16 protein-coding genes are annotated in these 14,189 nt (G+C 56.2%); 2 read left to right on the top strand and 14 right to left on the bottom strand.

Annotation, left to right across the window (positions count from 1 at the left end):
* Positions 1-10: 10 nt before the first annotated feature.
* The 8 genes from ACYQ15_RS03325 to ACYQ15_RS03290 all read right to left on the bottom strand — a co-directional run bounded on the left by ACYQ15_RS03325 (position 11) and on the right by ACYQ15_RS03290 (position 5,583).
* A complete protein-coding gene (locus ACYQ15_RS03325; RefSeq protein WP_459936106.1) occupies positions 11-457 on the bottom strand; it encodes a flavodoxin in 447 nt (148 codons plus the stop codon).
* Between the two features lie 271 nt (positions 458-728).
* Positions 729-1,007, bottom strand: coding sequence for a DUF2325 domain-containing protein (locus ACYQ15_RS03320; RefSeq protein ID WP_459936105.1), 279 nt, complete (start codon positions 1,005-1,007; stop codon positions 729-731).
* Positions 1,008-1,485: 478 nt separating this feature from the next.
* Complete coding sequence (locus tag ACYQ15_RS03315; protein ID WP_459936104.1) at positions 1,486-2,298, bottom strand: sensor histidine kinase; 813 nt, start codon at positions 2,296-2,298, stop codon at positions 1,486-1,488.
* Between the two features lie 106 nt (positions 2,299-2,404).
* On the bottom strand, positions 2,405-2,740 hold the full coding sequence (locus tag ACYQ15_RS03310) for a hypothetical protein (RefSeq protein ID WP_459936103.1): 336 nt from the start codon (positions 2,738-2,740) through the stop codon (positions 2,405-2,407).
* The gene (locus tag ACYQ15_RS03305) at positions 2,737-3,060 is read right to left on the bottom strand and encodes a hypothetical protein (protein ID WP_459936102.1); all 324 of its coding nucleotides are present in this window, start codon (positions 3,058-3,060) and stop codon (positions 2,737-2,739) included. The genes ACYQ15_RS03310 and ACYQ15_RS03305 overlap by 4 nt, the downstream gene beginning before the upstream one ends.
* A gap of 334 nt (positions 3,061-3,394) precedes the next feature.
* Positions 3,395-3,700 carry an HMA2 domain-containing protein gene (locus tag ACYQ15_RS03300; RefSeq protein WP_459936101.1) on the bottom strand — a complete coding sequence of 102 codons (306 nt, stop codon included), beginning with the start codon at positions 3,698-3,700 and terminating at the stop codon, positions 3,395-3,397.
* A gap of 58 nt (positions 3,701-3,758) precedes the next feature.
* Positions 3,759-4,961, bottom strand: coding sequence for a hypothetical protein (locus ACYQ15_RS03295; RefSeq protein ID WP_459936100.1), 1,203 nt, complete (start codon positions 4,959-4,961; stop codon positions 3,759-3,761).
* A gap of 367 nt (positions 4,962-5,328) precedes the next feature.
* Complete coding sequence (locus ACYQ15_RS03290; RefSeq protein ID WP_459936099.1) at positions 5,329-5,583, bottom strand: DUF6110 family protein; 255 nt, start codon at positions 5,581-5,583, stop codon at positions 5,329-5,331.
* Between the two features lie 732 nt (positions 5,584-6,315).
* Between ACYQ15_RS03290 and mgtE the strand changes: the two genes are divergently transcribed.
* Both mgtE and ACYQ15_RS03280 read left to right on the top strand, forming a co-directional pair.
* On the top strand, positions 6,316-7,695 hold the full coding sequence (gene mgtE, locus ACYQ15_RS03285; protein WP_459936098.1) for a magnesium transporter: 1,380 nt from the start codon (positions 6,316-6,318) through the stop codon (positions 7,693-7,695).
* Between the two features lie 32 nt (positions 7,696-7,727).
* Positions 7,728-8,681: an arsenic resistance protein gene (locus ACYQ15_RS03280; protein ID WP_459936097.1), complete on the top strand. Its 954-nt coding sequence runs from the start codon at positions 7,728-7,730 to the stop codon at positions 8,679-8,681.
* Between the two features lie 493 nt (positions 8,682-9,174).
* On the opposite strand, the gene ACYQ15_RS03275 is transcribed toward ACYQ15_RS03280, so the two are convergent.
* The 6 genes from ACYQ15_RS03275 to ACYQ15_RS03250 all read right to left on the bottom strand — a co-directional run bounded on the left by ACYQ15_RS03275 (position 9,175) and on the right by ACYQ15_RS03250 (position 14,071).
* A complete protein-coding gene (locus ACYQ15_RS03275) occupies positions 9,175-9,489 on the bottom strand; it encodes a nucleotidyltransferase domain-containing protein (protein WP_459936096.1) in 315 nt (104 codons plus the stop codon).
* Between the two features lie 143 nt (positions 9,490-9,632).
* The gene (locus ACYQ15_RS03270) at positions 9,633-9,911 is read right to left on the bottom strand and encodes a DUF2325 domain-containing protein (protein ID WP_459936095.1); all 279 of its coding nucleotides are present in this window, start codon (positions 9,909-9,911) and stop codon (positions 9,633-9,635) included.
* Between the two features lie 86 nt (positions 9,912-9,997).
* Positions 9,998-10,408: a hypothetical protein gene (locus ACYQ15_RS03265; protein WP_459936094.1), complete on the bottom strand. Its 411-nt coding sequence runs from the start codon at positions 10,406-10,408 to the stop codon at positions 9,998-10,000.
* A gap of 510 nt (positions 10,409-10,918) precedes the next feature.
* Positions 10,919-11,284 carry a hypothetical protein gene (locus tag ACYQ15_RS03260; RefSeq protein WP_487247218.1) on the bottom strand — a complete coding sequence of 122 codons (366 nt, stop codon included), beginning with the start codon at positions 11,282-11,284 and terminating at the stop codon, positions 10,919-10,921.
* Between the two features lie 96 nt (positions 11,285-11,380).
* Positions 11,381-13,609: a heavy metal translocating P-type ATPase gene (locus tag ACYQ15_RS03255; protein ID WP_459936092.1), complete on the bottom strand. Its 2,229-nt coding sequence runs from the start codon at positions 13,607-13,609 to the stop codon at positions 11,381-11,383.
* 207 nt (positions 13,610-13,816) lie between these two features.
* Positions 13,817-14,071 carry a DUF6110 family protein gene (locus ACYQ15_RS03250; RefSeq protein WP_459936091.1) on the bottom strand — a complete coding sequence of 85 codons (255 nt, stop codon included), beginning with the start codon at positions 14,069-14,071 and terminating at the stop codon, positions 13,817-13,819.
* Positions 14,072-14,189 lie beyond the last annotated feature (118 nt).

The following is a 14,189-nucleotide window of genomic DNA, read 5'->3' as shown; positions in this document are numbered from 1 at the left end:
CCCTTCTTCCTCACACTTTTTTTCCAACCTCCTCAGCCCACTCTTCGATGTCACTTCGTGCGACCGACGGGTCGCCGTCGATGAGGAGCGGTTCGTTGACCAGGTTTGCTCCCAGGGCTTCCACTTTCTGGCGCAACAGGACCACCGCGCCGCAGAAGTGTTCGTAGCTGGAATCTCCGCAGCCGAAGAGGGCCACTTTCTTTCCCGCCAGCCGGGCATTGTCCATCTCCTCGTAGAAGGGCTCGAAATCCTCCTGGAACTCGATTTCCTCCTCGCCCCAGGTAGAGGCGCCCAGCAGAGTCAGATCCACCCCGTTGCCCAGTTCCTCGATTTTGGTATCCACGACGTTTTTCACGGTGACCTCGTGGCCCATTTTTTCCAGCACCCTGCCCGTCACCTCAGCCACATGCTCCGTATTGCCGGTGGTGGAGCCGTAAACGATCAGCACCTTGCCCATATTGTATCCTCCTTGAATGTTGGTGAAAAAATGAAACCGCAGATTACGCAGATTAACGCAGATTATTTGAACGATTCAGCAAAATCCCAGGAAGACCTGGATACCGGCGTTCGCCGGCATGACTGACGTGGAAACGGCTTGCTGCGAGAAGTCATTCCGGAGAACGCCGGAATCCAGTCCGGGTTTATGACCATAGGGATGATGTGCTGAGTAGTTACAAAAACATGGCCAAAACAAGGATGTCGTTGACAACTTCGCCTCGAAACCCAGATCAGGCCACGCCCTCGAGACATTTCTTCAGGCTGGAAACGCCGCAGGAATGGAGCATGTGCACGGGAATCTTTCTATTCCTGGCGATGTTCACGGCTTCGTTCCGGGCCTGGTGGGAAACCTTGTTGGTAAAAATGATGATCATTTCGCTCTCCCGCAACTGCGCGGAGATGGAGTTTTCCTTGCCTGTAAAAATTTTCAGATTCACTCCGGCCTGTTTTGCCGTTCGCAGATAATTCGACTTCAGGCGGTCCATTCCGCCGATCAACGTTGCGCACATAGTTTTCTCCTTGTACAACCTAACATTAAATCTGACTTTCAATATCATAAATGAGCTGGACCTGTTCTCACACGGAACTTGTTCCCATTGCCCAATTACCTCATGTTGAATCTTAGGGTGTTTCCTAACCCTCTCCCCGGTTCCTCGGATTACGCCGCATTACGGTGCATTACGTTTCAATCCGTAGAGACAAGGCATGCCTTGTCTCTACATCCTACATAATTCCATATGGATGCCTTGCCTCTGCGTGCCGAGGAAACCTGCATGGCCCACAACAAAGGGCGGAACCACGGAGGGCGCGGGGCTATTGCCCGTCGCTCACTGTCCGTCGTCCCGCCCTCACTTGCTCCGCGGCCGCATGTGCGTCCGAAGCCCGTAGAACGATCCGTGAATCAAAAGATGAGTCTGTTTATCGTATTGAACCACCGCTGTCAACAATTTTGAAAATAGTTATCAAGACCATATTTTATGCGTCGCTCTACAACTCACGTTTTACCGTCCCTTTCCCCGCTGACCGCTTCAGATTCACCGAGCAGTTGACGGACGTGTAAGCCCCATCAAGACTTTGGATCCGCATTTGTCCGTCCATCAAACCGATCAGCTTCCGGACCACGGCCAGCGCGAGACCTCGTCCCTGTATTGTCTGGTCGCCTTCCGCTGCCCCGGACGGTTCCGTTTCGCAGGAGGATTGTTGCCTCGTCGGGCTCTGCCCGGTATCGAACACAGTCAGGCTGAGGCGGACGGTGCCGGAATCCGGATGGGGCATGGTGTCGACCTCTACCCTGATCTGGCCCTGATCGGAGAAACGAACGGCATTGTCCACCAGATGCGTCAGAATCCGTCGCAGCCTTTCCGGGTCGCCGAACATGCGCGCAGGCACCGAGGAGGAGATGTTCACCGTCACGGTCAGCCCTTTGGCACGGCAGACATCCGCGTAATCTTCCCGAACGCTTTCCAGGATATCGCTCATGCTGACCAGCTGTCGGTTCAACAGCTCATCAGCCAGCCGGCCGTGCAGAAAGTCGTTGGCAATTTCCAACTCCTCCAGCTGAATCTTCAGTTCCCGCACCGCCCGGCAGGCCTCGGCAGGCCAGACCATCATCGGTGGCGCTGCCAGGCAGTCTTCCCTGGTCCGCACGCCGGACTCCGCCTGCAGCGATGATGCCGGAGTGGCGCCTCCGCCAACGCGTATGGAAGATTCCCCGGATCCAGCCCCGATCTTCACTTCCATTTCCTTCCTAGAGAAACCGGGCCATCCTTTGCGCATCAACGCGCCAATCCTGGTCATCATGATTCAACTCCTTCGCACGTACTACAGGGTTCTCACTTCCGAGCATTCGCACAAAATGGTCAGGCGATTGCCAACCCAAGTCCGACCACGCGGCGGCGTTCCGGCATCAGGCGGCATCGCCGGACTCCCACGGAGACGATCCGACGCTGACGACGGGCAGATTCCGGCGACGCGACATGGCCCGTCCCATGGCCCCTGTGAAGACCAGCCGCTGATCGAGGCGAGGCAGATTCTTCAGGCCGTCCCAGAACAGGTCGCGGGCCATGACGTGAACCCGCCCCATTTCAGCGGTGTCGATCACCACGCGCTGCCAGCCTGCTTCTTCAGCCCGGAGAACCTCCATCAATTCGCGCGCGGCAGCCCGGTTGAACTCGCCGCTGGGCCTGATGCGCAATTCATCGCAGTCGATTTCGATATTTATGGCATGGGCTCCGTACATCATCGACCTCCTGTGACTTGCTGTCCGTCAGATTCTTTCAGGTCCGCCTCAAGCAGGACCTGGGTCAGCCGCTTGCGCAGATTCTCAAGCTGCCTGGAGCGAAAGCTTCGCCGACTCTCCTCCAGAACCGCGACCGCCTCGTGCAACGCCTGCATCAGGCGCTGCTCCCGCCTTGGATTGCCTGGAAAAGAATTCTGACTGCCATTATCGATTTTCGCTTGCAGTTCCATCAACCGGGACAGCAGTTCATTCTGCCCATCCAGCTTTTGATGCAGTTCCGTGATGCTCTTGTTGAGTTCCTCGTGTACAAGACCTGTATGCATATTCTTCCAGATAATGGTCGGTGAAAAGTGAGTGCATTGGCAGAAAAGAAGTAACAGCTCAAAAAGAACGGGCGAGAGGTTTCGTTTGCAGGGGGATCCCTCGTTGCGTGGAGCTTCGTAACCCAGCTACTGGGCCAAGCTCCAGCCGGAACCTAGCGCTGAGTGCGTTACACCGCTGGCCGCACTGGGGTGCGGTGCTCCCAGGTTTACCCCCCGTTGATTGCCGCAAGATTTTGAGCAGTTACGAAACGAAACACCACAAAGATTGACTCTGAAATTGACTGCCATATTCAAATAATTGTCGTGCCTTGGCCGCCTCGATGGAGAAGCTGCGTCACATGCCGAGGGCGTCGTGCAGCTCGCGCAGAATGTCCGCGGCCTTCTTGTCATCGGCGTTGATCAGGTCGTCCAACAGTCGCGGTTTGATTCGCCCGGGGTCGTACTCGATGATCACGGATGTTGCCAGGATATTGACCCGGACGTTGGTCACGCCTTCGGGAATATCAGGACGTTCCTGGGCCAGCTTCCGGATTTCCGGCCGGAACGCCAGGGCGGGATCGAAGGTCACCCGGATCCGTCCGGGGATGTGGTGCTTGACCGTCAGGTAGCGGCGCAACGCCGCGAGATCGTGAAAATTCATGATGATTCAGAAGTTTTCCGGTTCTGAGTAATTGTCCAGCCGCGGCTCTGCACCGGCTTCATGCAGGATTGAGCGCCGGAACCATGTTCCGGACCGAGATGGTCCCGATTGCGCCATGCTTCTCCCAGCGGACAGTTTCTTCACCTGAATTCGCTGCCGTAATGTACTGGAAATTGGGTAAAACCAGGATATCTGTGACATTCTTCGCCTTCCTACGTGCCTGGCCGCTTGGGGCGGTGGTCGTCCGGCTACGCGGGGAAGCGTTGGCCGGGGCCCCAATCTTGCCCGGCATACGGGCTTCCTTCTGCTCATGTTTCTCGAGGCGAGAACCAGGCAGGACGGGCGCGGTCCCTGCAGATGATCCAAATCCGGCCGAATGCGAGGATTGGACAAAGCGGCAACGGTCCTCCAGCAGCGTGGAAACCATCCTACCCACATTACGCGTCAAATAAAAGGTCAGCAGACGCAATCCCAGATTTACCGGCAAGCTTGCGCCGGAAAGCGCTTCGGCCCTGGCTTGAAGACAGGCCTTGAACTGTGTGGACAGCTCATGAATCCGGGCTGCCTCGGCCCCTGGCAGGGCACCGACTCGCTGCACTGCCGGAGCAGGGAACGCCGCCTGGAGCAGCCTGTCGGAGAACTGTTCCCGGAAGCGAGCGCCGGACCATGGCTTTGCGAGACGGGACGGCAAGGTCCCGCCCTCTCCGCCTCCCAGAAGCCGGACAGACAGGGAAAGTCCCGTTAACGCAACGCTCCGGAAGTGGAAGTTTCGCTTGCCCCGGAACAAAAAGCCCACCCCCCTGACCAGAAGGGACATTATCCGCGGCAAGGACGTGAACAGGTCCGCCAGGCGCTCCGCAAGAGCCCCGTGCCGCCGGACCGTGGCGGCCGAGGAAAAAGAGACCTCCGCAGCGGAAACCCGTTTCGGTTTGATCATGCCTGTTCCCGCCCACGCCGGAATGGCGGGAGACACCGTCATCCAGATCCGATCCCCTTCCCGGGGCGCGAGCATCTGCCGCAATCCGGCCGGCCCCTGCAGCCGGCCCAGGATCTCCTCCTTGGAGATCGCCGGATCATGGGTGATCAGAATGCTTCCGGTGCGAGGAGAAATTCGCACCTCCCGGACCGCCTGAAGGTTGGACAGTACCTGGTGAATCAGGGATACGTCCGCCTCATCCGGAAGGTGATCCAGACGCAGGCGCATCCGCCCCGGCACGGCATGGACAAGATAAGTGAGAAAACGCTTGGGAGGTCTGTACATGGCAACCCACCTGAAGATCAGGTTTAACAATCCGCCAGGAAACGCCCGCTTGCAGCGGTGTGGCAATTGGGAGCACGGCCTGCCGGACAAGGACTTTTAGAAATACAATGGTAACTATTCGCAAATTCTAATGCAGACTTGTTTTTTTGATTTAATGTTGTTTTTTCACCACGAAGACCACGAAGAGCACGGAGGAAAACAGGAAACAAAACACCTGATGTCGCACTGCGCATTCATTACAATTATCCGCAATAGCAACCCATACTTCGTGCCCTTCGTGCTCTTCGTGGTCAATCATCATGAACATGGAGCTGAGTTGTTACATACAATGAAAGATGTGACGGGATGATGACGGATCAGAAACCGGCTACTTGCTCTGCTCCGACGATTCCAGCGCGGAGGACTGCGTATGCTTTGCCTCGGCGACCATGTCCTCCACGTTTTCCTTGGCCCTGGCCACGGAGGAGAGCACTTTATCCCTCGCGGTCATTCCATGGGCCAGGGTTCCCACCACGGCCCCCCGCAATGAACTGTCCTGACGGGCCATCAATCCGACTCCGGCTGCCCCAGCCACCACTCCGGCCAAAAACCAGAACCCGCTGCGTACGACAACTTCATTCATTTTTTTGTTCCCCCTGTTGAGAATATTTCCGCATCCACACTGTTCGCTGTCATGCCTAGCCAGAAGATTCCCAAATGTCAATGGTCTTGAAAATCATATTCAAACTTTGCTCGAATTCATTCCTTGCAAGCTCCTCGGCCTGGTCGCAAGCTGGGGGTTGCTTGTCCCTGGGACCACCACACCTCAGAGCGGCAAGTAGCGAACTTTTTCAACATATGTTGATTTGAGATAACTACTCAGAACACGTTCAGTCTTGAGATCTTCCTCCGGCTATCGGTATCGGTTTCGAAAACTCTATAAGGCTTCACTCGATTCCGACCCCGATACCGACTCCGACTCCGATCCAAAATCGGCAACAGCAATTTGCTGAGTCGTTACGATTCGCGCCCATGACGGTGCCGCACTGGGGTGCGGCGGTCCCGCGGTGCTTGTCTCTAGGATTAAACGCATCTGTTTGATCGTTCTCCTTGACAAGCAAATCCGACAACACTAAAAAACAGCCTGTTTTGCCGCAAAAAACGGCTTTTTCAACCGAAACAAGGAGAATTCAACGCATGGACGAAGGCCCTCCCAGGCGCAATTGCGCTGCTGTCGGATCAATCCCGGTCCTTCAACCACTTAACCCGGACACGCCCGACGTGAACGGAGACTGCTGAGCAACACGCCTTTCTGATGGCCTGATTGCCTCGTCTGCCGTCCGTCATGGACGGGTCCGGAACAAGGAGACGAGTCATGGACAAGGCCGCAATCTTTTCCACCATTCAGAATTTTCTCGCGGAAAACAGGGCGCTGGAAATCAAGGAATTCTGCGATTCCCTGCATCCCGCCGACCTGGCCGCGTATCTTCCCGACTTCTCTCAGCAGGAACAGCTTCGCCTGCTGGACATCATCGGCAGTGAAACCGCCGCGGACATCGTCTGCCATCTGAACGCCGATGATCAGGGCCAACTCGTATCGTCCATGCCGGACAAGCAGCTGGCCGAGATCATTACCCACATGCCCTCGGACGACCGGGTCGACCTGTTCAAGCGTTTGCCGCAGGACAGGGGCGAAACCGTCCTGGGCTTGATGGCCAAGGTCGAGCGGGAGGACATCCGCAAGCTGGGTTCCTATGCCGAGGGGACGGCGGGCAGCATCATGTCCTCGGATTATGTCACGCTCACGCCGAAACTCACGGTCCAGGAGGCCCTGGCCAAAATCCGCGTGGAAGCTCCGGACAAGGAAACCATCTACACCGTGTACATCATCGATGATCAGCGCAAGCTCCTTGGCGTCATCTCCTTGCGCAGCCTGATCATCGCCAAGCCGCAGACCAGGGTCAGCGACATCATGTCCACCGATCCGGTGTTCGTACGCGCCGGGGACGACCAGGAAGACGTGGCCCGAAAGCTCAACAAGTACGACTTGCTGGCCATCCCCGTCATCAACGGCAACGATGCCCTGGCCGGCATCGTGACATTTGACGACGTGCACGACGTGATGGTCGAGGAAATCACCGAGGACTTTCACGGCATGGGCGCCATTTCTCACCAAACTCCCCCTGGGCTGGCGGACATGAACCTGCGCGACGCCGGATTCTGGATGCTGTTTCGCAAGCGCATCCCCTGGCTTCTGATCCTGGTGTTCATGAACATCTTTTCCGGAGCAGGCATCGCCTATTTCGAGGACACCATTGAGGCCGTGATCGCCCTGGTTTTTTTCCTGCCGCTGCTCATCGACTCCGGCGGCAATGCCGGCAGCCAGGCCGCAACCCTGATGGTTCGCGCCCTGGCCACGGGCAGAGCCAAACTTTCGGACTGGTTTCACCTGTTGGGTCGTGAAGTGCTGGTGGCCGTGGCTCTGGGGTTGGCCATGGGGCTGGCGGTATCCATGATCGGCGTCTTCCGGGCCGGGCCGGAAGTGGCACTGGTCGTGGCCATGACCATGGTCTGCACGGTGCTGTTCGGCAGCCTGGTGGGCATGTCCCTGCCGTTTCTGCTCAGCAGGCTGAAGATGGATCCAGCCACTGCCAGCGCCCCGCTGGTCACGTCCATCGCGGACATCGGCGGCGTACTGATCTACTTTTCCATCGCCACCTTTGTTTTGCGGGACATGATCGCCGCGGCGGGATGAACTTGAGCTGAAACGGTCACCCAAATGAATTGATGGATCGATTGACTCTCGAACGCCGTCAGGTCTGGCTGTACCTGGCGGCGATCATTATCGGCCTGGCGGTGGGCAGTGCATGGCCCGGCGTGAGCCGTGCTTTCGAGGCCCTGCTGTGGCCGACGTTGATGCTCCTGCTCTATTCGACCTTCATCCAGATGCCCCTGTTGCATCTGCGTGATGCATTCACGGATCACCGGTTTCTCCGTGCCGTGCTGACCGGGAATTTCCTGATTCTGCCTGCCCTGGCCTGGGTCCTGGTGCAATGGCTGCCGCCCGATCCGGCCCTGCGCCTGGGCGTGCTGCTGGTCCTGTTCGTGCCCTGCACGGACTGGTTCATTACCTTCAGTCAGCTTGGCGGCGGGAACGTGGCCCGGGCCGTGGCCGTGACCCCGCTCAATCTCCTGGCGCAACTACTGCTTCTCCCTGTCTTCCTGTGGCTGACCATGGGCGCGGAGCTGTCCGCCGCGCTCGGCTTTTCGGAAATCTGGCCCGCGCTCTTGGTCGTGATAGTGCCCCTGGTCGCGGCCGCGGTTTCAGAGCGCTGGATCGAGGCCCGCGAGAGCCGAGCCGTGCTTCGAGAACGGCTGGCATGGTGGCCCGTGCCGCTCCTGGCCCTGGTGGTTTTCCTGATTGCCGGGGCTCAGGTCGGCGCCGTTCGCGTCGCGCTGAGACAACTGCCGGTGGTGGTGCCGCTGTACGTGCTTTTTCTGCTGTTGGCCGCGATGACAGCCAAAATGCTGGCAGTAATCATGAAGCTGCCCACGGATCAAGGCCGCACTCTTACGTTCAGCCTCGGCACCCGCAATTCCTTCGTGGTCCTGCCCTTCGCCCTGGCCCTGCCCGCCGGTTGGGAAGTCGCAGCCGTGGTCATCGTGGTCCAATCCCTGGTCGAACTTTTTGGAATGGTCTTTTTTCTCTGGTGGGTGCCGCAAAAGCTCTTCAGATGGTAACTATTCAGCTCATCCGAAAAAAACGGACTGGATACCGGCCTTCGCCGGTATGACTGAACTGGTAAAGAACATGGTACGATACGTCATTCCGGCGAAAGCCGGAATCCAGCGCCGGCGAGTGACCACAGAGCATGAGCTAAATAGTTACTTTAGATGAAGAACGGCATGGTTATGACAACTATGAGCGCAATCGCAACTGGATTCCCGCCTTCGCGGGAATGACTCCAGTAGGTTCGCTTTTCCAAGCTTAGGTGGATTGTGTCTATTACTTGAATGGAATTTCTAGGGGCGAGGGGAGAGGTCGTAACTGCTCAAAAAGATCGGGCGACCAAGTTTCCCGTGCAAGGATTCGCATCGTAGCGAAATTACATGACCAAGCTGCGGGAGACCATGCTCCAGCCGAAACTTTGCCCTGAGTGCGTTACACCGCTGCCGCACTGGGGTGCGGCGCTCCCAGGATTCATCCCGTTGATTGCCACAAGATTTTGAACAGTTACGAGATTTCGATGCCGGTGTTCTGGATTTCATTTACCAGCGGATTTTCTCTGTTGAAGTCCTCGGGCCGAAATGGACTGGGCTCAATCCGGTCATCAAACTGCAAGGCCAGTTTCATCAATAAAACACGTTCTTCAAACAGATTGTTGGAAAAATCAGGGCTGATAATGGCTAGGTCGATATCGCTCCATTTTTCTGCAGTCCCTTTGGCGTAGGAGCCGAACAGATACGCTTTTGCAACACGTCGCTCTTTTTTGACTTGTTCGACAAAATTTTGAACAACATCCACTATTTCAGGTATGACTGCAGCCATTCATACCTCCTCTTTATCATGGCCATCTGGTCCGCGGTATATTCCGGAGTGCAAAGCTGGCCCGGCTTTGCATCATGGCTGAAAAAAACTGAGATGGGGACTGCCTGGGAAGCTGCGACCGGCTTTTCGCGTTGAGCACCGAATTATGCTGTCTCCCGCAAACATTTCCGCAGGCTGGAAACACCGCAGGAATGGAGCATGTGCACCGGGATGTTACGGTTTTTCGCGACGGTCATGGCTTCGTTTCTGGCCTGATGGGAGACCTTGTTGGTGAAAATGATGATCATTTTGCTTTCGCCAAGCTGATTGGCAATGGAATTCTCCTTGCCGGTGAATATCTTCAACTCCACACCGGCCTGCCTTGCCGTCTGCAGGTAATTGCTTTTCAAACGGTCCATTCCACCGATAAGTGTTGCGCACATGGTTATGTCTCCAGGATAAAAGATATGGAAATCAAAAATCGTTATCAATTAGTGACGACATTTGTCCTCACGCGCATGGGACTTGATCAGTCGCCTGATTTCGGCGCAAGCTGTTCCAGCACGACCTTGCCGTGTGAATCCTCCTTGCGCTGGGCGCACTTGCAGACTTTGCACTTCCCGGAGCAATTGCACCTGTGAGAAGTCTTGGTGTGCAGCACGCGGTGCCCATCCATGGCCATGAGCTTGCCCTTCTTTCCCTTGAAGTAGATCCTTGAATTGACCTCGGAATCCTTCAATCCGGCGTGCAGGATTTCCGTGGCCGGTGGTTCAATTTCCGCCAATCCTTCAGTATTTATGAACAACCGATGATGCTTCGCTGCCGCTTCCCGAAGGACGTGGGCCAGGGATGATGCGGAATGCTGATCAAAAATTCCTTCCAGCCGAACATGCAGATTGCCCCTGCTTTTTCTGGTCTCCATCCGAAATGGTGCTTTCATGTTCTCTCCCCTCGTGAAGTTTGTTGCGGTGCTTGAATTTGATAAAAAATATCCACCTCGGAAACATGGCGTTGCAAAAAACCGGTCCTCAGCGAACATGATGTTTATGATACAGATACTGATTTTATTTATCAAGTAGAATTTATGTTTTGTTTCGAGTAACTGTTCATTATGCTACTGCCCTGTGGACTTTGACATCGCAGTCGGGGTCGGGCGGGTTCGCAGGCGGAGCCATACGTAGGTCTTTCTCAACATCTTTCGAAACCGATACCGACCCCGACTGCGACCCCGATATCGGAGGCAGCTCGCACACCATGTACTGAATAGTTACCGATTATTCAGACATCCTTGCACACGGGCATACAGGGCAGACACGGAGGTCTGCCCCTACGGGATCATTATCCGCAATCCGAACCCGATGCAATCATACAGATATGTCCCCCCCAATCAAGGCGTGAGCGCCTGTAGGGCGTGCCCCCATGTGTGTGGCCACGCCCCGCGAAACATCGTTCACGCCAGCACGCGTTTCCGGTAGCCATACAAATGATAGCCCAGGAATCCGAGAAACGCCGCGCCGCTGGCAACGTGGGCGTCCTCGTGGTCCAGGAGAGCAAAGGTCAAGGCCAGACCAAGGCTGCCGAGCATGCCGCGTTTGGCAATGGTCATGTACTGCATCTTCGCCCCGGACTTGGCCGTCTTGCGGGAAGCGTTGGGCAGGTGCTTCTTGATCAGGGACTCGATCTTGGCCTTGTCCAGTTCCTGTTTCTCGAACAAGATCAGCATACTCCCCGTTCGTTCATTGATCGAGGTATCCAGGATGCCTGGCTTGTCGTGCAGCGCTTTGGCAAGCTTGTTCAGTTGAGATGGGTCTTGCATTCGAATCCGGATCCTGCCGGGTACATAACTGATATACATACGTCACCTCGCTTTCACTCCATTGGTTGCAACATCGAAGCATGCGCAACGGTGCCATCATGCTTCAGACTTGGCTTCATGCTTATCGTCAACATCGATGTCATTGCTCAATGCCGACTGCTTTCGAAACCTGTTCACCAGCCGCTGAGCCATATTCATCGTGTCGAAGGGACGTAAACTGTTCATGGTTACCGTAATGGTGACCAGGTTGTGCAACAGCGCGGAAGTGGACGGGCTGATGCGCCCGGCCAGCCCCAGGAGTACCAGTGCTCCATTGATGCCGATGGCGGCGCCGTAATTCCAGCGCAAACGGGACATCGCCTTTACGGAAATGGATTTGGCCGTAAGGATGCCTTCCAGATCGGCCCGGGTCAGCAGCACATCGCAGACTTCATGCGCGATATCCGCACCGGATTTCATGGAAATGCCTACGTCCGCCTCGGACAAGGCCGGGGTGTCATTGATTCCATCGCCCACCATGGCCACAACCAGCCCTGACTGGCGCAACTCCTTGACGATGTGGACCTTGTCCTCGGGCAGGAGCTGGGCGTGAAATTCGTCAATGTGCAACTTCCGGGCAACATTGGCCGCGCTTTCCTCGCCGTCTCCGGTCAGCATCATCACCCGCTTTACACCCTCCTGATGAAGCAATTGCAGGAATGGAAGCGCGCCCTCACGCACCGGATCTTCCAAAAGTATGATTCCAGCCAGATCCTTGCCAATGGAAACATAGAGAATGGAATAGCCTTTCGACGCGGCTTTTTTTATGGTTTCCGCAGCCTGGCTCAGGTCGACCTGGCCATGCTTTTCCAGAAAATGCCGGCTTCCCACCAGAACCCGCTGCCCTTTCAGCTTGGAGGCAATGCCATGAGCCAGAATATAATCCATCTTCTCAGCATGCTCCTCGCGGTGCGAAAGCCCTTCCTGATCGGCCATGTCTACCACGGCGCGAGCCAATGGGTGAGGGAAATGCTCCTCCAGACAGGCGGCAATGCGTAAAACTTCCGTTGATTCATGGCCATTGAAGGCCACCACTTCCAATCCACGGGGCTGTGCCTCGGTCAGGGTCCCGGTCTTGTCAAAGACGTATGTATCCGCCTGCTCCAATTTTTCCAGGTAGCGGCCTCCCTTGATCAGCACCCCCTTGGTGGAAGCCTCGCGCATGGCGGCAAGCATGGTCAGGGGAGTGGACAGCTTGATGGCGCAGGAAAAGTCCACCAACAAGACTGACACGGCTCGAGTGGCATTGCGGGTCAGAAGAAATGTCGCCAGGCTCAGGCCCAAGGTCAGCGGCACCACCCGATCCGCCCATAACTCCGCAGTGGCCTGCAGTCCGGCCTTGTGCCGTTCCGATTCTTCCAGGATCTTGACGATCTTGTTCACCCGAGTGGCATCGCCCACATGCTCCGCACGGATTACGATGGTGCCTTCCTCGACCACGGTCCCGGCAAAGACGGTAATGCCCGAGGTTTTGGCCACGGCCAGCGGTTCGCCGGTCAGGGAAGCCTGGTTGACCATGGCCTCGCCTTCCACCACCACTCCGTCCACGGCGATTCGTCCGCCGGTTTGCACGACAACAAGGTCCCCGGCCTGGATCTGTTCCAGCGGGACCTCCTCCACATCATCGTCGCGCTTCACCCAGACAGTTGGGGGGAGATGCAGCAGATCCTGAGCGAGTTGATCCCGGGAACGTTTGCGGGTCCATTGCTCCAGAAACTCTCCCAGAGAAAGCAACGTGGTCAGGATCATCGCCGAGCGCAGATCGCGACGGACCAGGGATATGCCGATGGCCAAACCATCCAGCAGGTCGATGTTCATCTTGCCCCGAAACAGGGCGGCAAGACCTTTGCGCAGGAAAGGCCAGGCAGTGCGTGTCGCGAGAAGCAGTCGTACCCAGGGAGGCAGAAATGAGCGCAGCAACATTACAGGAATGGAGAGACTCTGCATCAATGACGGCTGTTCATCCGGAGTCGGTATGAGGCTGACCGCTTTTAGCGATCCAAACCGGGACGAGGGAGCATCTTCTTGCGGGTCAGGAATCCGATCCGGGTTCTGGTCGTGAAAACAGGCCAGGATTTCATCCCTGGGCATGTCGGGTTCATGAAAAACCAGGATGCTTCCGGTTCGCGGAGATATCCTGACTTCACGCACCCCCTGGCAACTTGCCAGAACCTGCTGGATTGCCTGCCAGGTCGCATCATGCGCGGACAGTTCCAGTCGCAACCGGAATCGTCCGGGCAGGGTATGAACAAGCGTTACACGATGACTGTCAATCGGTTTTTGCATCAAGGCTGCCTGTTGGAAATGTTGGGACAACTATTCATTCACGCTGGGACCACACTCTTCAAGAAACTGGAATGAATACTCGCCTGTTGATAAAAAAAGGGGGACATGTCCGCCCCCTGATAATAATTCCGCCCTGATTACCGACAAAGCTCCGCCGGATCAGAGGGCCGGAACATCCCCGAACATTATTGACGGAAACGGATCCGGTTATGAACTCTTCTCTGAAACCTGCTGCTGGTCTTCGGACTGAACGTGTTTGGCCTCGGCCACCATGTCCTCCACGTTTTCCTTGATCTTTTCCAGCGAGGCGAGAACCTTCTCCTTTGCCGCGATTCCCTGAGACAACGTTCCGACCATGGCGCCACGCAGAGAATTATCTTTCCTGGCCACAAAGTTGACTCCGGCTGCGCCGACAGCGACACCGGCCGCGAACCACAAGCCATATCTGAAGAAATAATTCAATTTGCACCTCCCTGATTTTTTCTTGCATGAAAAACGACGCGCACGCACGTCAAGGTTGATGGAATATTGTGGTCATGGAAAGAAGGCATGTCAATCGATACGGAATTCACGCCTTGAA

The sequence above is a fragment of the Desulfonatronum parangueonense genome (genome assembly GCF_054656975.1).
The sequence above is the reverse complement of the archived record's forward strand: the minus strand, read 5'-3'. Positions and strand labels throughout refer to the sequence as shown.